The sequence below is a fragment of the Streptomyces albireticuli genome (genome assembly GCF_002192455.1).
Taxonomy (GTDB): Bacteria; Actinomycetota; Actinomycetes; order Streptomycetales; family Streptomycetaceae; genus Streptomyces; species Streptomyces albireticuli_B.
Map to the genome: position 1 here is coordinate 4602559 of NZ_CP021744.1, position 19715 is coordinate 4622273.

Annotated in this window: 13 protein-coding genes; 10 read left to right on the plus strand and 3 right to left on the minus strand. The window is 73.6% G+C overall.

Features of this window, described 5'->3' with window-relative positions:
* Positions 1–48: 48 nt before the first annotated feature.
* The gene (locus SMD11_RS19985; RefSeq protein WP_087930618.1) at positions 49–3387 is read right to left on the minus strand and encodes a S41 family peptidase; all 3339 of its coding nucleotides are present in this window, start codon (positions 3385–3387) and stop codon (positions 49–51) included.
* A gap of 179 nt (positions 3388–3566) precedes the next feature.
* Here SMD11_RS19985 and SMD11_RS19990 point away from each other — a divergent pair, with 179 nt between their 5' ends.
* The 3 genes from SMD11_RS19990 to SMD11_RS20000 all read left to right on the plus strand — a co-directional run bounded on the left by SMD11_RS19990 (position 3567) and on the right by SMD11_RS20000 (position 7895).
* Positions 3567–4139, plus strand: coding sequence for a TetR/AcrR family transcriptional regulator (locus tag SMD11_RS19990; protein ID WP_087927743.1), 573 nt, complete (start codon positions 3567–3569; stop codon positions 4137–4139).
* Positions 4140–4258: 119 nt separating this feature from the next.
* On the plus strand, positions 4259–6475 hold the full coding sequence (locus tag SMD11_RS19995; protein WP_087927744.1) for an MMPL family transporter: 2217 nt from the start codon (positions 4259–4261) through the stop codon (positions 6473–6475).
* Positions 6476–6698: 223 nt separating this feature from the next.
* Positions 6699–7895 (plus strand): MarP family serine protease, encoded by a 1197-nt coding sequence (locus SMD11_RS20000; protein WP_087927745.1) that lies wholly within the window; start codon positions 6699–6701, stop codon positions 7893–7895.
* Between the two features lie 10 nt (positions 7896–7905).
* Here SMD11_RS20000 and SMD11_RS20005 read toward each other — a convergent pair whose 3' ends face one another.
* Together SMD11_RS20005 and SMD11_RS20010 are read right to left on the minus strand one after the other, a co-directional pair.
* The gene (locus SMD11_RS20005; protein ID WP_087927746.1) at positions 7906–8376 is read right to left on the minus strand and encodes an NUDIX hydrolase; all 471 of its coding nucleotides are present in this window, start codon (positions 8374–8376) and stop codon (positions 7906–7908) included.
* A 103-nt stretch (positions 8377–8479) separates the two neighbouring features.
* Complete coding sequence (locus tag SMD11_RS20010; protein ID WP_087927747.1) at positions 8480–10519, minus strand: DHA2 family efflux MFS transporter permease subunit; 2040 nt, start codon at positions 10517–10519, stop codon at positions 8480–8482.
* A gap of 350 nt (positions 10520–10869) precedes the next feature.
* Here SMD11_RS20010 and SMD11_RS20015 point away from each other — a divergent pair, with 350 nt between their 5' ends.
* The 7 genes from SMD11_RS20015 to SMD11_RS20045 all read left to right on the plus strand — a co-directional run bounded on the left by SMD11_RS20015 (position 10870) and on the right by SMD11_RS20045 (position 19539).
* Positions 10870–11931, plus strand: a complete 1062-nt coding sequence (locus SMD11_RS20015) for an energy-coupling factor ABC transporter permease (RefSeq protein WP_087927748.1) — start codon at positions 10870–10872, stop codon at positions 11929–11931.
* A gap of 1 nt (position 11932) precedes the next feature.
* Positions 11933–12706: a cobalt ECF transporter T component CbiQ gene (gene cbiQ, locus SMD11_RS20020; RefSeq protein WP_087927749.1), complete on the plus strand. Its 774-nt coding sequence runs from the start codon at positions 11933–11935 to the stop codon at positions 12704–12706.
* 168 nt (positions 12707–12874) lie between these two features.
* A complete protein-coding gene (locus SMD11_RS20025) occupies positions 12875–13681 on the plus strand; it encodes an energy-coupling factor ABC transporter ATP-binding protein (RefSeq protein WP_087927750.1) in 807 nt (268 codons plus the stop codon).
* 162 nt (positions 13682–13843) lie between these two features.
* Entirely contained in the window at positions 13844–15034 is a 1191-nt protein-coding gene (locus SMD11_RS20030) for a serine hydrolase domain-containing protein (RefSeq protein WP_087927751.1), read from the plus strand.
* A 10-nt stretch (positions 15035–15044) separates the two neighbouring features.
* Complete coding sequence (locus SMD11_RS20035) at positions 15045–15836, plus strand: SDR family NAD(P)-dependent oxidoreductase (RefSeq protein ID WP_087927752.1); 792 nt, start codon at positions 15045–15047, stop codon at positions 15834–15836.
* A 148-nt stretch (positions 15837–15984) separates the two neighbouring features.
* Positions 15985–17745: a dolichyl-phosphate-mannose--protein mannosyltransferase gene (locus tag SMD11_RS20040; protein ID WP_087927753.1), complete on the plus strand. Its 1761-nt coding sequence runs from the start codon at positions 15985–15987 to the stop codon at positions 17743–17745.
* A gap of 174 nt (positions 17746–17919) precedes the next feature.
* A complete protein-coding gene (locus SMD11_RS20045) occupies positions 17920–19539 on the plus strand; it encodes a penicillin-binding transpeptidase domain-containing protein (protein ID WP_087927754.1) in 1620 nt (539 codons plus the stop codon).
* The last annotated feature ends 176 nt before the right edge of the window (positions 19540–19715 follow it).

Genomic DNA, 19715 nt, shown 5'->3' on the forward strand with positions numbered 1-19715 from the left:
AAGGGGCACTCCCTCTGGGGGAGTGCCCCTTACTTCTCGCTTCTCGGTTCACCGGCGCGGCGGCAGCTTCGGCCGCCGCAGGTCCGGCACCCCCGAGTAGTCCGGCGGGTTCGCCGCCCCGTGCCGTTCCAGCAGATCGAGCGCCACCCGCACCGCGTCGTCGAGCTGCTTGTGCCGGCCCTCCGCCCAGTCCAGCGGGGTGCGGTCGATCTCGATGTCGGGCTCGACCCCGTGGTTCTCCACGCCCCAGCCGTACGCGTCGAACCACGCGGCGTTCATGGGCACGGTGATCGCGGTGCCGTCGCCCAGCCGGTGCCGCCCGGTCATCCCGACCACGCCGCCCCAGGTGCGCAGGCCCACCACCGGCCCGATGCCCTGGAGCTTGAACGCCGCGGTGATCATGTCGCCGTCGGAGGAGGTCATCTCGTCCGCGATCGCGACGACCGGCCCGCGCGGCGCGTTGCTCGCGTACGACACCGGCTGGGCGTCCCGCGTCAGGTCCCAGCCGACGATCGTGCGGGTCAGCTTCTCCACCACCAGCTCGCTGATGTTGCCGCCCGCGTTGCCGCGCACGTCCACGATCAGCGCCGGCCGTGACATCTCCATCCGCAGGTCGCGGTTGAACTGCGCCCAGCCGGAGCCGCCCATGTCGGGGATGTGCAGATAGCCGCACTTGCCGCCGCTGAGGTCCCGGACGACCGCGCGGCGCTTGGCCACCCAGTCCTGGTAGCGCAGCGGCCGCTCGTCGACCAGCGGCACGACGGCCACCCGGCGGGCCGGGCCCTCGCCCTCCGGCGGCCGGAACGTCAGCTCCACGGTCGTGCCGCCCGCCGCCGACAGCAGCGGGTACGGGCCCGCGACCGGGTCCACCGGCCGCCCGTCGACGTGCGTGAGCGCCGCGCCCTCCCGGATGCCCGAACCGGCCAGCGGCGAACGCGCCTTGGAGTCGGAGGAGTCGCCGGGCAGGATGCGGCGCACGGTCCAGGAGCCGTCCTTGCCCCGGACCAGGTTCGCGCCGAGCAGCCCGATGGCCCGCTGGTAGTGCGGCGGGCCCTCGTTGCGGCGCGCCGGGACGACGTACGCGTGAGAGGTGCCCAGCTCGCCGAGGACCTCGCGCAGCAGGTCCGCGAAGTCGTCGGGGGTGGCGACCCGTTCGACCAGCGGCCGGTACTGCGCCAGCACCCCGTCCCAGTCGACGCCGCACATCCCCGGCTCCCAGAAGTACGCGCGGACGATCCGGCCCGCCTCCTCGTACGCCTGCCGCCACTCGGCCGCCGGGTCCACGTCGTGCAGGATGCGCCGCATGTCGATGTAGACCGTGGAGTCGGGGTCGCCGACGTCCGTGGCGGGTACGGCGCGCAGCTCGCCCTCGTCGTTGACGACCAGCCGGGTGCCGTCGCCGCTGACCGCGAACCAGTCGAGGGAGCTGGTGAGTTCGGTGCGCTTGGCCTTCGCCAGGTCGAAGTGTTCGAGCGTGGGGCGGCCGGAGGTGTCGGCGGGGTTGGCGAACGTCTCGCCCAGGGCGCCGGAGATCGGCCAGCGCAGCCAGACCAGGCCGCCGCCGCTGACCGGGTGGAGCGCCGAGTACTTGGAGGCGGCCACCGGGAACGGCGTCACCCGGCTCTCCAGCCCCTCCACCTCCACCAGCGTCGCCCCGTCCGCGCCGCCGTTCTCGTCCGCGTCCAGCCCGCCGGCCGCCGGCCTGCCCTCCGCCGACAGCGCGAACGGCGAGGGCGTCGCGGACGACAGCGGTACGAGGTAGGGGCGGCAGCCCAGCGGGAAGGAGAGGTCGCCGGTGTGGACGTCGTAGACCGGGTCGAAGCCGCGCCAGGAGAGGAAGGCGAGGTAGCGGCCGTCGCGGGTGAAGACGGGCTGCTCGTCCTCGAAGCGGCCGTTGGTGACGTCGACGATCAGCCGGTCCGAGAGCCGGGCGATCTTGATCTGGCGCAGGGAGCGGCCGATGCCGGGGTGCGACCAGGTCAGCCAGGCGGAGTCGGGGGAGAAGGCGAGGTCGCGGACGGGGCCGTTGGTGGAGCGGATGAGCTCGCTGACGACACCGGCGGCCCCACCGGTCCCGTCCGCCTCACCCCCTTCACCTTCCTCACCCGCCGAGGTGTCCACGAGCAGCAGCCGCCCGTCGTGCGCGGCGACCGCCAGCCGCTCGCCGTCCGGCGACGCGAGCAGCTCCTGCACCCGGCCGATCCGGCCCACCGCCAGCCGGCGCGGCTCGCTGGGCCCGGTGGCGCGCGGAAGCTGCGCGATCTCGATCGCGTCCTCGCCCTCCGCGTCCGTCACATAGGCCACCTGGCCGGTCGAGCCGAGCATCTCCGGCAGCCGGACCCGGACGCCCGGGGTGTCGGCGATCGTCCGGGCCGGGCCGTCGCGGTGGGTGAGCCAGTAGAGGCTGCCGCGCACCTGGACGGCGCTGGCCCGGCCGGTCGCGTCCACCGTCAGCGCGTCGACGTGCGAGGCGGCCTGCACCTGGTACGTCCGCCTGCCCGCACGCGGCCCGCCCAGGCGGACGTCCAGCCGGCGCGGGACGCCCCGCGGCCCGAAGTCGTCGACCAGCCACAGTTCGCCCGCGCACTGGTAGACGACGCGGGTGCCGTCGGTCGAGGCGTGCCGGGCGTAGAAGGCGTCGTGGTCGGTGTGGCGGCGCAGGTCGGAGCTGTCGGGGAGGCAGGAGTAGAGGTTGCCGACGCCCTCGTGGTCGGAGAGGAAGGCGATCCGGTCGCCGACGAACATCGGCGACTCCAGGTGGCCGCCCAGGTCCGGGACCAGCCGGGTGCCGTGCAGCCACAGCCGGCCGGTCGCCCCGCCGCGGTAGCGCTTCCACGCGGCGGGTTCGTGCGGCGGCTTGCCGGCCAGCAGCAGCGTCTTGTGATCCGCGCCGCGGGTCGCGATGTCCGAGACCGGGCCCCAGGGCAGCCGGCCGCCGGGGCTGCCGTCGGTGGGCAGCCGGTAGGCCCAGGAGAAGTACGAGAAGGGCTGGCCGTGCGAGGAGACGGCGAGGATGTCGCAGGTGCCGTGCTCGTCGGGCGGCGCCCAGCCGCAGACACGGGCGTCGCCGCTGCCCCAGTAGGTGAGCCGGCGGGCGGGGCCGCCCGCCACGGAGGCGAGGTGGATCTCGGGGTCGAGGCTGCGCCAGGTGGTGAAGGCGATGTGCCGGCCGTCGGGCGAGAAGCGGGGGTGCCCCACCCGGGTCCGGTCGACGGTCAGCCGCCAGGCCCGCCCGGCCGCCCCCGGACCTCCCGGTCCGTCGTCGGCCGCGCCCACGGGGGCCAGGGGCGCCACCCAGAGATCGTCCTCGGCGGTGAAGCAGAGGAGATCGCCGTGCAGATGCGGGAAGCGGAGATACGCGCCAGGGTCCTCTCTCACCCCACCCATGGTTTCGGGCCCCGGGGGCCGCGGCAACTCGGTCACCGTGACGGAGAACACCACCGGAACGGCGTCGTCCCGCTTTTCGGCCCCGTACCCTCAAGGTGTACGAAACCGTTTCGTTCAGCAGTTCACCGGTCAGCCGGAAGGGAGGCGTGGCAATGCCGACGGAATCACCCACTCCGGCGGTGCGACGCACCCGGCTGACCCCTGAGCGCGAGGCCGAGCTGTACGAAGCCGTGCTCGACATCCTGCGTGAGGTCGGCTACGACGCCCTCACCATGGACGCCGTCGCGGCCCGTACGCACTCCAGCAAAGCCACCCTCTACCGCCAGTGGAAGGGCAAGCCGGAGCTGGTGGTGAGCGCCCTGCGCCACACGAAGCCGATCAAGTTGGCGGACATCGACACCGGTTCGGTGCGCGATGACCTCCAGGCCCTGGTGTGCGAGGCCGACGATGCGCAGATGGAACAGGACGCCGCCCTTATGCGGGGTCTGGGGCACGCGATCCACACGAACCCCGATCTCCACCGCGCCCTGCGCGAGCTGCTGATCGAGCCGGAGAAAGCCGGCATGGAAGCGTTGCTGCGGCGCGCGGTCGACCGGGGCGAGATCGCCGCGGACACCCCCGCGCTGGATTTCGTCCCGCACATGATGCTCGGTGCCTTCCTCACCCGGCCGCTGGTCGAGGACCGGAACGCCGATCCCGCGTACCTGAGCCGCTACATCGACGCCGTGGTCCTCCCCGCCCTCGGCCTGTAGCTCAGGCTTCCACTCTCCCCACCACCCCCACACCTCCCACCTGACGCGCCGCTCTCGTCGTCGGGCTGGCCCCCCATGCCCTGTTCGTCCACCTGATCCGACGGGAGCACGACCTTCTCGTGGCCACGTTCCTCTACAAAATAGGCCGGCTCGCCTACCGGCGCCGCTGGTACTTCGCCCTCACCTGGCTGTTGCTGCTGGTGCTGGCCGGGGCCGGCGCCGCCACGGCGTCCAAGTCCTCCAACAACGACTTCTCCATACCCGGCACCGAGGCGCAGCAGGCGTTCGACCTGCTGGAGAAGCGCTTCCCGGGCAACAACGAGCAGAACGCGAGCGCCCGCGTCGTCTTCAAGGCGCCGGAGGGCCAGAAGCTCACCGACGCGAAGAACAAGGCGGCCGTCGAGAAGGTCATCGGCGACCTCAAGCGCAGCCCGCAGGTCGCCACGGCCGTCGACCCGTTCCTCGGCCAGTCCGTGAACCCGTCCGGGACCACCGGCTACGCCTCCGTGGCGTACAAGGTCAAGTCCATGGACCTGGAGGAGTCCTCGCGCGACGAGCTGAAGGACGCCGCGCAGGACGGGCGTGACGCGGGCCTGACCGTCGAGGTCGGCGGCAGCGTGCTCCAGTCCATGCCCGAGGGCGGCTCGGAGGCCATCGGCATCGCGGTGTCGGCGGTCGTCCTGCTGATCACCTTCGGCTCGCTGGTCGCGGCCGGTCTGCCGCTGCTGACCGCCATCATCGGCGTGGGCATCGGCGTCTCCTCGATCGCCGCGCTGGCGCCGGTCCTGGACCTCTCCACCAACACCTCCACGCTGGCCATGATGATCGGCCTCGCGGTCGGCATCGACTACGCGCTGTTCATCGTCTCCCGCTACCGCGCGGAGCTCGCCGAGGGCCGGGAGCGGGAGGAGGCCGCCGGCCGGGCCGTCGGCACCGCCGGTTCCGCCGTCGTCTTCGCCGGTCTCACGGTCGTCATCGCGCTGGCCGGTCTCGCGGTCGTCAACATCCCCATGCTGACGAAGATGGGCATGGCCGCCGCCGGTACGGTCGCCATCGCCGTCCTCATCGCGCTCACCTTCATCCCCGCGCTGCTCGGCTTCGCGGGCAAGCAGGTGCTGGCCCGCAAGGTCCGCAAGGCGAAGCCGGGCGCGGCCGCCGACGAGAAGGCGAACATGGGCACCCGCTGGGCCCGTTTCGTCCTGCGCAAGCCGGTGCTGGTCCTGGTGGCCGGTGTGCTCGGCCTGGGCGCGATGGCCGTGCCGGCCGCCTCCCTGGAGCTGGGCCTGCCGGACGACGGCGCCGCCTCCAAGAACACCACCCAGCGCAAGGCGTACGACCTGCTGTCCGAGGGCTTCGGCCCCGGCTTCAACGGTCCGCTGATGGTCGTCGGCGACGTGGCCGGCGCCAAGGACCCCAAGGGCGCGATGGACAAGGTCCAGAACACCCTGAAGGGCCTGGGCAACGTCGCGACGGTCACGCCCGCGCAGTTCAACAAGGCCGGGGACGCGGCCACCCTGCTGGTCGTCCCCAAGTCCAAGCCGACCAGCGTCGAGACCGAGGACCTGGTCCACGAGATCCGCGACAAGGGCGCCGCGGCGGGTGCCGACGCGGGCGCGAAGGTGCTCGTCACCGGCGCGACGGCGATGAACATCGACGTCTCGCAGAAGCTGAACGACGCGCTGCTGCCGTACCTGGCGCTCGTCGTCGGCCTGGCCTTCCTGCTGCTGATGGTCGTCTTCCGGTCCGTGCTCGTCCCGCTGAAGGCGGCGCTCGGCTTCCTGCTGTCCGTGGTCGCGGCCCTCGGTGCCGTCGTCGCGGTCTTCCAGTGGGGCTGGCTGGGCTCGCTCTTCGGGGTCGAGGAGACCGGCCCGATCATGAGCATGATGCCGATCTTCATGGTGGGTGTCGTCTTCGGTCTCGCGATGGACTACGAGGTCTTCCTCGTCACCCGGATGCGGGAGGCGTTCGTCCACGGCGAGCGTCCCGGCCAGGCCGTCGTGACCGGCTTCAAGCACGGCGCGCGGGTCGTCACGGCCGCCGCCATCATCATGATCAGCGTCTTCGCCGGCTTCATCGGCTCCTCGGAGCAGATGATCAAGATGATCGGCTTCGGCCTGGCCATCGCCGTCTTCTTCGACGCGTTCGTCGTCCGCATGGCGATCGTCCCGGCCGTCCTCGCCCTGCTGGGCAAGGCCGCCTGGTGGATGCCGGGCTGGCTCGGCAAGGTGCTGCCGAACGTGGACGTCGAGGGCGAGAAGCTCCAGGAGCGGCTCACGGACGAGGCCCCGGAGCGGGTGGCGGACCGCGAGCCGGTGCGGGAGCCGAGCGGCGTCTGACCGCTGAGACCGGGCCGTAACGGCCCGGCCGAGGACGGATGAGGAACGGGCCCGGTGGGTCTCCTGGGAACAGGAGACCCACCGGGCCCGTCCGTTTCCCCGGCGGTCACGTTTTGTGGTCTACGCCATGTGAGGGAACTGTTGGTCCCTAAACGGGCGTTTTCTTAAGTCCACACACGTTGTGGGCGCGGTCGGGGGCGCGTGTGACGGAAAGGGCTCCACGTTGAACCTGCTCGATGTGCTTCTCATGCTGATCGTCGTCGCCTACGCGGTCTCGGGCTTCCGGCGCGGCCTGGTCGCCGGAGTGGTGCTGCTCGCCGGGTTCCTCGGCGGCGCGGTGCTGGGCGTGCTGGCGCTGCCGTACGCCCTGGAGCCCTTCACCGCGGGCACCTCGACGGCCGCGGTCGTCGCCGTGCTCGTCGTCCTGCTGCCCGCCGCGATCGGGCACGCCCTGGCCGGGCGGCTGGCCTGGCAGCTGCGCCGCAGGCTGACGTGGGCGCCCGTGCGCGGCGTGGACGGCATCGGCGGCGCGGCCGTCAACTCACTGGCCGTGCTCCTCGTGGGCTGGGTCGCCGCGAGCGTCCTCGTCTCGGCGAACTCCACCCTCCTGACGAGGGAGATCAAGGACTCCACGCTGCTCGGGGCCGTCCAGAAGGCGATGCCCGAACAGGCGCCCACCTGGTTCAGCCGCACGACGGACGCGCTGTCCGGGGCGGGCTTCCCGCAGGTCTTCAACCCCTTCGAGAACGAACCGGCCACCAGCGTCGCCAAGCCCTCCGGCGACGCGGTCACCGTCGCCGCGACGCGCGCCGCGCGCGAGAGCGTCGTCAAGGTCGAGGGTGTCGCCGACGTCGGCGACGGCCGCCGGGGCCAGGAGGGCAGCGGCTTCGTCTACGCGTCCCGCCATGTGATGACCAACGCCCACGTCGTGGCGGGCGTCAGCCGCCCGACCGTGAAGATCGGCGGCGTCGGCAAGGCGTACCCCGCGAAGGTCGTGCTCTTCGACCCGAAGACCGACGTGGCCGTCCTCGACGTCCCCGGCCTGAACGCCCCCGTCCTCCCCTTCGACAAGACCGCCAAGCGCGGCGACGCGGCCGTCGTCGCGGGCTTCCCCGAGAACGGCGGCCTCGACCTGCGCGCCGCGACCGTCGCCAACGAGGTCCGCGCCAAGGGCCAGGACATCTACGGCGACGGCATCACCAGCCGCACCGTCTACTCCGTCCGCTCCACCGTCCGCCCCGGCAACTCCGGCGGCCCCCTCCTCACCACCACCGGCAAGGTCTACGGCGTCGTCTTCGCCCGCTCCACCGCCGACACGGAGACCGGCTACGTCCTGACCGCCGACCAGGTCGCGGACGCGGCGGCCCGCGCGGCGACGGCCACGACGGCGGTGGACACGGGGAGCCGGGCGGCGCTGTGACGGGGGCGCGTCAGCCCAGGTAGGGCTGCTCCCGGCGGGCCAGGTAATGCTCCAGCCGGAGCCGTTGCGTGTGGTGCGTGGGGAGCGCGTCCAGTTCGTCCGGCGTCACGAAGCGGAGCTCCGTGGACTCCTCCGAGACGGCGAGCGCGCCACCGGTGATGCGGGCGGTGAAGCAGACGTTGAACTGCCGGCGCACCTCGCCGTCCGTATAGGCGATCACGTGTCGCGGATCGGTGTACGTCCCCACGAGCCCGGTGATCTCCACGTCGAGCCCGGTCTCCTCCTTGACCTCGCGCACGGCGGCGCCGGGCAGGGAATCACTCATCTCCATGCCGCCGCCCGGCAGGGCCCACAGGCCGCTGTCACGGCGGCGCTGGAGCAGGACGTGGCCCGCGGCGTCGGTGACGACGGCCGAGGCGGCGACGACCAGGGAGTTGGGCTCGGGGGCGGTGGGGTCGTCGTAGTACTCGGTACGGGCCACGGGCTCAGCCTAGGGTCCGCCGGGCGGTGCCGCAGGGGTGAACGGCGTGCCGCTGCGGTCCTCTTGGGCGATGGCGAAAGACCGGATCGGCCCGGCCCCGCCCCTACACCCCGATCCGCTCCTGCCCCTTCTCGTCCTCCTCCAGCAGCCGCGCCGCCATCGTGTCCAGCGCCCTGTCCAGGAGCGCCCTGTCCTGCGGGTCCGTGACGTCCCAGTCGTTCAGGTGGCCGGCCAGCCAGGCGCGCCAGGCCGTGCCCAGGCGGTCGAGTTCGGCCTCGCCGGCCGGGGTGAGGGTGAGGTGGTCGCCGTCCAGGCGGGCGAGGCCGGCGGCGGCGGTGCGGGTGAAGGCCGGTTCCAGGGCCTCCGGGGGCATGCGGTGGGCTGCGGCCACGGAGGAGAGGAGGGCCTCGCCGCGGACGCGGAGGCGCCAGTGGATCTGGCCCAGCGTCCAGGCCTCGGCCGGGCCCAGGGAGCTGCCCGAGGCGGCGAGGACCTGGCGGCTCACCGGGGGGCCCTCGGCCTTGCGCATGACGCTCGCCACCGCCCGTTCCAACTGGCGCTGCGCCTCCGCCGAGTCGGGCGCCGAGAACGCCTCGCCCATGTCCTGCGCCCCCGCCCGCGCGCTGTCGCGCAGCGGCACCTGCTTGAGGAACCACGCGGCGACGAAGCCGGCGAGCGCGACGGGGACGACCCACAGGAAGACGTAGTTGATCGTCTCCGCGTAGGCGTCGATGACCGGCCGCGCCTGCTCCGGGGTGAGCCGGGCGAGGTCCTGCGGGCTCTGCACCGCGGCCGGCGGGACGCCGGGGGAGCGGGCGAGCGCCTCCTCCAGGTTGGGCCGGAGCTGCTTGACGTAGAGCGTGCCGAAGATGGCCGTGCCGAAGGCGCTGCCCAGGGTGCGGAAGAAGGTCACGCCCGAGGTCGCCGTGCCCAGTTCGTGGTACGGCACCGTGTTCTGCACGGCGATCGTCAGCACCTGCATGGCCAGTCCGATGCCGGCGCCGAGCACGAACATGTACAGCGACTCCAGCCACGGCCCCGTCGACGCGCCCATCGTCGACATCAGGAACAGGCCCAGCGCCATCACGGCCATCCCGGCGATCGGGAAGACGCGGTAGCGGCCGGTGCGGCTGACCGCCACGCCGGACAGCATCGACGCGCCCAGCAGCCCGGCGACCATGGGCAGCGCCCGTACGCCCGACATGGTGGCCGACACCCCGTCCACGTACTGGAGATACGTCGGCAGGTACGTCAGCGCCCCCAGCATCGCGAAACCCACGATGAAGCTGAGCACCGAGCAGATCGTGAAGACGGGGTTGGCGAAGAGGTGCATGGGGAGCATGGGTTCCTCGGCCCGCAGCTCCACCCGGACGAACGCGGCCAGCAGCACGATCGAGCCCGCGAACAGGCCGATGATGACGGGCGACCCCCACGCGTACTCGTTGCCGCCCCACTCCAGGCCCAGCACCAGCCCGGACGCGCCGAGCGCCACCAGCGCGATGCCCGCGTAGTCGATGACGGGCCGCACCGCCGAGCGCACCACCGGGATCGTCCGCGCCGCCATGACCACCATGACGATCGCCACGGGCACGTTGACGTAGAAGCACCAGCGCCAGGTCGCGTGGTCGGTGAAGACCCCGCCGAGCGTCGGCCCGACCACCGTCGTGACGCCGAACACCGCGCCCAGCGCCCCCTGGTACTTTCCGCGTTCGCGCAACGGGATGACGTCCGCGATCAGCGCCATCGCCGTCACCATCAGACCGCCGCCGCCGATCCCCTGGAGGGCTCGCGCGGCGATCAGCATCAGCATGGAGTTGGCCGCGCCCGCGAAGACCGAGCCGCCGACGAACACCACCGCGCTCAGCTGGAAGATCACCTTTCGGCCGAAGAGGTCGCCGAACTTGCCGACGAGGACGGTCGAGACGGTCTCGGCGAGGAGGTACGCCGTCACCACCCACGCCATGTGCCCGCCGCCGCCCAGGTCCGCGACGATCGTCGGCAGCGCGGTCGACACGATCGTCTGGTCGAGGGCGGCCAGCAGCATGCCGAGGACGATCGTGACGAAGACGAGGTTGATCCGGCGGCGGCTGAGCTCGGGCGGGGTCACGGGGACCTCGGCGGTGGGCGCGGCGGCCGTGGCCATGTGGCAACCTCCGAAGTCCGCGGAACGTAGTCCTCCGGGATTCAGCATTCGGGCAGACGCCGTCTCCCGCCACCGCTGGCGGCGCGCGGGTGAGCGAGAGGCGTGCAGAAGCGGCGCACACGCTCTTGCGAAGGGTTCGCAACACGCGCCTATCATCGAGCGGTTCCTCCGTTGCACGGCGTGCGGGCCGGTGCATCCGCACGGGCGCGCGGCACCGCGCGAGCCCCGCGCCGCGCGGAGCACGCCGGACAGCGGACGCGCCGCCCGTGACGATCAGCCGTGCCGGACACCTGTGGCGCACAGCCCCGCCGCAGGCCACCGCGCACGGCCCCGCAGAGCGGAGTCCCGCCATGCACGTCCCCGACGGATTCATCGACGCCCCGGTCTCCCTCGCCACCGGCGCCCTCGCCGCGGCGGCCGTCGCCACCGCCCTCCGTGGCGCGCGCCGCGAGCTCGACGACAGGGCGGCACCGCTCGCCGGCCTCGTCGCCGCCTTCGTCTTCGCCGTCCAGATGCTCAACTTCCCCGTCGCCGCCGGTACCAGCGGACACCTCCTGGGCGGTGCCCTCGCCGCGATACTCGTCGGCCCGTACACCGCCGTCCTCTGCATATCCGTCGTCCTGCTGATGCAGGGAGTGCTCTTCGCGGACGGCGGCCTCACCGCGCTCGGCGTCAACATCACCGACATGGGCGTCGTCACCACCCTCGTGGCCTACGGCACCTTCCGCGCGCTCCTCGCCCTCCTGCCCCGCCGCAGGTCCGGCGTCACCGCCGCCTCGTTCGTCGCCGCGCTGGTGTCCGTACCGGCCGCCGCCTGCGCCTTCACCTTCCTCTACGCCCTCGGCGGCACCACCGACGTCCCGCTCGGCAAGGTCTTCACGGCCATGGTCGGCGTGCACGTCCTCATCGGCATCGGCGAGGCCGCCATCACCGCCCTGACGGTCGGCGCGGTGATCGCCGTGCGGCCCGACCTCGTGCACGGCGCCCGCGGGCTCGTACGGCCGCTGGAACTGCGGACGTCCAGGGCGCCCGCCCCGGAGCCCGTGCCCGCGCGGGCCCCCGTCCCCGCCCGCCGCTCCGTCCGCCGGGTGTGGGCCGCCGGCCTCGCCGCCGCCCTCGTCTGCGCCGGCGGCGTCAGCTACTACGCCTCCACCAGCCCCGACGGCCTGGAGAAGGTCGCCCACGACAAGGGCCTCGACAGCAAGACCGAGGAACACGCCGCCAAGGGCTCCCCCCTCGCCGACTACCAGGTCAAGGACGTCTCCGACACCCGGATCTCCGGCGGCCTCGCCGGGGTGATCGGCGTCGGCGCCACCCTCGCCGCCGGCACCGGTGTCTTCCTCGTCGTCCGCCGGCGCCGCTCCCGCACGGCCGCGTCCGCCGCGGAGGCCCCGGCGGCCGGGTCCGTCTGACATGGGCGCCGGCCACGCCTCCCACCGGCTCTACCGGCCCGGCCGCTCCCCGGTGCACGCGCTGCCCCCGCACTGCAAGCTCCTCGCCGTGCTCGCCTTCGTCCTCGTCGTGGTCTCCACCCCGCGCACCGCGGTCTGGGCCTTCGCGCTGTACGCCGCGCTCCTCGCCGTTGTCGCCGCCACCGCCCGGATCCCCGCGGCCGTCCTCCTCCGCCGGATGCTGATCGAGGTCCCCTTCGTGGCGTTCGCCGTGCTGATGCCGTTCGTCGCCGAGGGGGAGCGGGTGCGCGTCCTCGGTCTCGCCCTCAGCGAAGCCGGCCTCTGGGGCGCCTGGAACGTCCTCGCCAAGGGCACCCTCGGCGTCGCCGCCTCCGTCCTCCTGGCCGCCACCACCGAGCTGCGCGCCCTGCTGCTGGGCCTCCAGCGCCTCCGGCTGCCGCCGCTGCTCGTCCAGATCGCGTCCTTCATGATCCGGTACGGGGACGTCGTCGCCGACGAGCTGCGGCGGATGCGGGTCGCCCGCGCCTCGCGCGGCTTCCGCGCGCGCGGCGTCCGGCACTGGGGCGTGCTGGCCAGGACGGCGGGCACGCTGTTCATCCGCTCCTACGAGCGGGGGGAGCGCGTCCATCTGGCGATGGTCAGCCGGGGGTACGCGGGCGCCGTGCCGGTCATCGACGAGGTGACGGCGACACGGGCGCAGTGGGCGCGGGCGGCGGCTCTGCCGGTGGCGGCTCTGGCGGTGTGCGCGGGTGGGTGGGCGTATGCGGCGGGGTGAGCGGCGGGCCGGGGCGGGGTGCCGCTGCGCGGGGCTTTTCCCCGGCCCCGCCCCTTCCCGGAACCGGGGGCAAGCCCCCGGACCCCCGTTCCGCGCTGACGCGCGGTGTCCTCAAGCGCCGGACGGGCTGAATTTCGCCTGGCCACCGCACCCCGGACGGAGACCACCATGCCCCCCGCATCTCCCACACCTCCCGTAACCCCCACCCCGTACTCCCTGGAAGTCTCCGGCCTCGCCTACGCCTACCCCGACGGCCACCAGGCCCTCTTCGGCGTCGACCTCACGGTCGCCCGCGGCGAGCGCGTCGCCCTGCTCGGCCCGAACGGCGCCGGCAAGACCACCCTGGTCCTCCACCTCAACGGCATCCTCGGCGGCGGCCTGGGCGGTGTCCGGGTCGGCGGGCTGCCGGTGGAGAGGCGGAACCTCGCCGAGGTCCGCCGCCGGGTCGGCATCGTCTTCCAGGACCCCGACGACCAGCTCTTCATGCCCACCGTCCGGGAGGACGTCGCCTTCGGCCCGGCGACGGCCGGGGTGCGCGGGCCCGAGCTGGAGGCGCGCGTACGCAAGGCGCTGGCCCTCGTCGGCATGGAGGGCTTCGCCGACCGGCCCCCGCACCACCTCTCCTTCGGGCAGCGGCGCCGGGTGGCCGTCGCGACCGTCCTCGTCATGGAGCCCGAGATCCTCGTCCTGGACGAGCCGTCCTCCAACCTCGACCCGGCCTCCCGGCGTGAGCTCGCCGACATCCTGCGCGCCCTCGACGTCACCGTCCTGATGGTCACGCACGACCTGCCGTACGCCCTGGAGCTGTGCGGCAGGGCGGTGGTGCTCAGCGACGGCGTGATCGTCGCGGACGGCGCCACGCGGGAGCTGCTCTGCGACGAGGCGCTGATGCGGGCGCACCGGCTGGAGCTGCCGTTCGGCTTCGACCCGCGCGCGGTGACGGTCCCGGGCCGGGGGCCGGGCGGCGGTCCCTGACGGGGGCGACGCGTCCGGACCGTCGGGGCGGCCACCGCGGTCACCGCCCGCGCGGCGGCCGCACCTGACGGTTCCGGTGCCCCGGTCTACGCGCATCGACCATGACGTTGCACCATTGTGGGAGGTATTGACAGCGATCGGCACAGTGGGAGCAGGAGAACAGTGGTGGACGTCCAGGGCACGGTGGCGGACGGCTTCGAGCCGGTCCGGGACGCCTTCGCGGAGAACTTCGCCCGGCGCGGGGAGCGCGGCGCCGCCGTCACCGTCTACCGGCACGGCCGGAAGGCCGTCGACCTGTGGGGCGGCACGAAGGACGCCGACGCGGCGCCCGGCGACACCGACGCCGCGCCCTGGCTCCCCGGCACCGCCCAGATCGTGCGGTCGGCGACCAAGGGCGTCGCCGCCGCCGTGCTGCTCCTGCTCCACCAGCGCGGCCAGGTCGACCTCGACGCGCCCGTCGGCACGTACTGGCCCGAGTTCAAGGCGAACGGCAAGGAGCGCGTCCTCGTGCGCCACCTGCTGTCCCACCGCGCCGGCCTGCCCGTCCTCGACACGCCGCTGACCCCGGCCGAGGCCGTCGACGGGGTGAGCGGCCCGCGCGCCGTCGCCGCCCAGGCCCCGGCCTGGGAGCCCGGCACGGCCCACGGCTACCACGCGCAGACGTACAGCTGGCTGCTGGGCGAGCTGGTGCACCGGATCACCGGGCGCACGACAGGCACCTGGGTGGCCGAGGAGATAGCCCGGCCGCTCGCCGCCGATCTGTGGATCGGGCTGCCGGACGCCGAGCGGGACCGGGCCGGGCGGGTCGCCGGCATCGAGCCGCCCGCCGCGCCCGCCACGCCGGGGCTGCGGGTGCGCCCCAAGAAGTCCGTCTCGGCCGCCTACGACGACCCGGACTCCCTCACCCGCCGCGCGTTCGCCGCGATCACGCCGCTCGCCGACGAGAACGACCCCGCGTACCGCGCCGCCGAGCTCCCCGCCTCCGCGGGCATCGCCACGGCGGACGGGCTGGCCCGCTTCTACGCCTCGCTGATCGGGGACGTGGAGGGCGGCCGCCGGCTCTTCGCGCCCGCGACCCTGACCCTGGCCCGTACCGAGGAGTCGGTCGGCCCGGACCGCGTCCTGGTGGTGAACACCCGCTTCGGCCTCGGCTACATGCTGCACGGCGCGGCCTCGCCGCTGCTGGCCCCCGGCTCCTTCGGCCACCCGGGCCGGGGCGGCTCGCTGGCCTTCGCGGACCCGGAGTCGGGCATCGCCTTCGGCTACGTCACCAACGGCCTCCAGAAGAACGTCACGGCGGACCCGCGCGCCCAGGCGCTCGTACGGGCGGTTGGCAAGGCGCTCGCCGGGTAGTGCTTGCCGCATGGCAGCAGCGGCGCGCTTCGACGGCTACGCGGTACTGATCACCGGGGCGGGCCGCGGCATCGGCGAGGCCACGGCGCGGCGCTTCGCGGCCGAGGGCGCGCGGGTGCTCGTCACGGACCTCGACGGGGCGCGGGCGGACCGGGTCGCGGCCGCGGTGCGGGCGGCGGGCGGCACCGCCGAGCCGCTCGCCTGCGACGTGGGCGACCGCACGGCCGTCGAGGCGGCGGTGGCCACGGCGGTGGGGCGCTTCGGCCGTCTCGACGTGCTGGTCAACAACGCCCTCTCCTGCCACCCCGACCCGGCGCTGGTCGAGGACGAGGCGGACGACGACTGGTTCCGGGACCTCGACATCACGCTGACGGGCGCCTTCCGCTGTGTCCGCGCGGCCGTGCCGCACCTGGCCGCGGCGGGCGGCCGCGGCTCCGTCGTCAACATCGGCTCGGTCAACGGCGAACAGGACTTCGGGAACCACGCCTACAGCGCCGCCAAGGCCGGCCTCGCGAGCCTCACCCGCACCCTCTCCGGCCACTGCGCGCCCCGGGGTGTCCGGGTGAACCTGGTCGCGCCCGGCACCGTCCACACCCCGAACTGGGCGGGCCGCGAGGCGCACCTGGACCGCGCGGCCACCCAGTACCCCCTCGGCCGCGTCGGCCGCCCGGAGGACATCGCGGCGGCGGTGACCTTCCTGGCGTCCCAGGACGCGTCCTGGATCACAGGGGTGACGCTGCCGGTGGACGGCGGGCTTCTGGTGAGCAACGTGGGGCTGCGGGGAGCGCTGGCGGGGGACTGACCCACGGGCGGGACGGCCGCGGGCGAGGGGCCGGCCGGGAGCGGGCCGCGTGCCCCGCCGCCCCGGAACGCGCCCCTCCGCCCCCGCCGGACGGGGGGCCGCGCGCCGCCCTCCGGACTCCCACAGGCTGGTTCCCTACGATGGCGCGGTGACCAGTGACACCGCGACCCGAGCACACCAGGGCCAGACGGCGGACGAGCGACAGCCCCCGTGGCAGCGCAGACTCCGCCGGTTCGGCTATGCGGGAGGGCCGCGGCCCGACGTCCGGGAGCGGCTCGTACCGGCGTTCCCCGAGCCCGGGACGCGGGTGTGGGAGGCGCTCGGGGCACGGCCGCCGCTCGCCCTGGTGCTGGCGCGGTGGTCGGGGTGGATCGGGCCGCTGCTGATCGCGCTCGTCGCCGGGCTGACCCGGTTCTGGCACCTGGGCAGCCCCAAGGCCGTGATATTCGACGAGACGTACTACGCCAAGGACGCCTGGGCCCTGTGGAAGTCCGGGTACGAGGCGAAGTGGCCCGACGACATCAACGACAAGATCATCGACGGCTTCCACACGGTCCCGGACGCCCCCGGTTACGTCGTGCACCCGCCGGCCGGCAAGTGGGTCATCGGCCTCGGTGAGTGGCTCTACGGGCTGAACCCTTTCGGCTGGCGTTTCATGGTCGCCGTCCTCGGCACCCTCTCGGTGCTGATGCTCTGCCGCATCGGCCGCCGGCTCTTCCGCTCCACCTTCCTGGGCTGCCTCGCGGGCGCCCTCATGGCCGTGGACGGCCTGCACTTCGTCATGAGCCGCACCTCGCTGCTCGACTCGGTGCTGATGTTCTTCGTGCTGGCCGCCTTCGGCTGCGTGCTCGTGGACCGCGACAAGGCGCGGGCCCGGCTGGCCGCCGCCCTCCCGGTCGGCGACGACGGGCCCGCGCGGCCCGACGCCGCGGTCGGCGACCGGCTCCCGCTCGGCCTCCGCCCGTGGCGGATCGCGGCCGGCGTCTTCCTGGGCCTGGCCTGCGCCACCAAGTGGAACGGAGCCGTCTATCTGGCGGCCTTCGGCCTGCTGACCGTCCTGTGGGACATGGGCTCGCGCCGCCTGGCCGGCGCCCGCCGGCCCACGCTCGCCACGCTGCGCCGCGACGTGCCGTGGGCGTTCCTGTCGACCGTGCCCGTCGCCCTCGGCGTCTACCTCGCCTCCTGGACGGGCTGGTTCCTCAAGAGCGGCACGTACAGCGAGAAGGACGGCTGGCAGCACAGCGGCTACTACCGGCACTGGGCCGAGACCGAGGGCGGCCACAGCCCGGACGGCTTCCTCGCCGGCGTCCTCAACCCGCTGCGCAGCCTGTGGACGTACGAGCAGGAGGTCTGGAGGTTCAACACCACCCTCACCTCGCCGCACACCTACCAGTCCAACCCCTGGAGCTGGCTGGTGCAGTCCCGCCCGGTCTCGTACTTCTACGAGTCCCCCTCGCCCGGCCAGGACGGCTGCCCGGCGGACGCCACCGACAAGTGCGCCCGCGAGGTCCTCGCGCTGGGCACCCCGCTGCTGTGGTGGGCCGCCTGCTTCGCCCTGCTCTACCTGCTCTACCGGTGGGGGCTGCGGCGCGACTGGCGCGCGGGCGCGGTGCTGTGCGCCGTCGCGGCGGGCTATCTGCCGTGGTTCCTGTGGCAGGAGCGGACGATCTTCATCTTCTACGCGGTCGTGTTCGTGCCGTTCCTGTGCCTGGCGCTGGCCATGATGATCGGGGCGGTCCTGGGGCCCCCGGGCTCCTCCGAGCGGCGCCGGGTCGTGGGCGCGGTCGGGGCGGGCACCCTGGTGCTGCTCATCGTCTGGAACTTCATCTACTTCTTCCCGATCTACACCGGGCACCCCATCCCGATGGAGGCCTGGCGCAACCGGATGTGGTTCGACACCTGGATCTGAGCCGCCCGGCGGGCGCCGCGCGTGCCCGGGAGCGGGGTGTGTGCCGGGGTGTCCGGAGAGACCGGTTCCGGCCATCGGGGTCCCTTCCTCCCCTCCTGTCCCGTACAGTGCCGAACCGAAGGTTTTAATCAGCTGATTAAAACCTTGGGGTGGGGGCCTGGAGGGGGCTGACTTATGCACAAGGGTGCGAAGATCGCGGTGGGTGTCGTGACCGCCGGACTGGTGGGAGCCGCCGGACTCGGCGCGTACAACGTGATCGACGCGGTCGCGGGAACCAACTCCGCGCACGGCGAACCGGCCCCCAAGAGGACCGGGCCGCCGACGGAGAAGGAGACCGCCGACACCGCCCGCGACTTCCTCGCCGCCTGGCAGGACGGCGACGCCGCGAAAGCCGCCGCCCTGACCGACAACGTGGAGGCGGCGACCACCGCCCTCAACGGCTACCGCGACCAGGCCCACGTCGAGAAGGTCACGCTCAAGCCCGGCACGGCGACCGGCACCCGGGTGCCCTTCTCCGTCAGCGCCGAGATCGGCTACGGCAAGCAGCGCGTCACCTGGACCTACGAGTCGGCCCTCGACGTCGTCCGCGGGCCGGCCACCGGGAAGGCCCTCGTCGACTGGCGGTCCGCCGTCGTCCACCCCCAGCTCGCCCGCGGCGAGACCCTGCGCACCGACGCCGGCGCCGCGCCGCAGCTGACCGCGCTCGACCGCAACGGCACCGTGCTCGACGCCAAGGACCTCCCCTCGCTCGCGCCCGTCCTGCCGGAGCTGCGCAGGCGCTTCGCCGAGAAGGCGGGCGGCGAACCCGGCGTCGAGGTGCGCGCCGTCACCCCGGGCGCCGGCCCCGAGGCCGCCCCGAAGACCCTGCACGTGGTCTCCAAGGGCAAGCCCGCAAAGCTGAGGACGACGCTCGACGCGAAGGTGCAGCGCGCCGCCGAGACCGCCGTGAGCGGCCGCGACGACGCCTCCGTCGTCGCGGTCAAGGCCGGCACCGGCGAGATCCTGGCCGTCGCCAACTCGAAGAAGACCGAGTTCAACGCGGCGCTCATGGGCCAGACCCCGCCCGGCTCCACCATGAAGGTCGTCACCGCGGCGATGCTGCTGGAGAAGGGCAAGGCCGCCCCCGGGAAGCCGCTGCCCTGTCCCAAGTACGCCACCTACGGCATGCGCTTCCACAACGTCGAGGAGAGCGAGAACCCCGGCGCCACCTTCGCCCAGGACTTCGCCGCCTCCTGCAACACCGCCTTCATCTCCCTCGCCGGCGGCGTCCCGGACGACGCGCTCGCCGCCGAGGCCCGGGACGTCTTCGGCCTCGGCCTGGAGTGGAAGACCGGCCTCGCGAGCTTCGACGGCAGCGTCCCGGTAGAGTCCGGCGCCGGCAAGGCCGCCGCGATGATCGGCCAGGGCAAGGTGCAGATGTCCCCCCTGAACATGGCCTCCGTCGCCGCCACCGCGCGCACGGGCTCCTTCCACCAGCCCTACCTCGTCGACCCGTCCGTCGACGGCCGGCAGCTCGCGCGGGCCTCGCGCTCCCTCCCGGCGGACGTCGCCCAGCAGTTGCGCTCGATGATGCGGCTCACGGCGGTCTCGGGCACGGGGCGCAAGGCGATGTCCGGTCTCGGGAACGACGTCGGGGCGAAGACGGGGTCGGCGGAGATCGACGGGCAGACGCTGCCGAACGGGTGGTTCACGGCGTACCGGGGGGACGTGGCCGCGGCGGCGGTCGTGCCGCAGGGGGGTCATGGCGGGGATTCGGCGGGGCCGATCGTGGCGGCGGTGCTGCGGGCGGGGTGACGGGTGCGGGTGCGGGTGCGGTGGGGGCGGGGTGCGCCTGCGGCGGGCTTTGTCCCCTACCCGCCCCTTCCCGGAACCGGGGGCAAGCCCCCGGGCCCCCGTTCCGCGCTGACGCGCGGTGTCCTCAAGCGCCGGACGGGCTGGATTTGCCCGGTTCCGGGCGACAACTCAGCCCG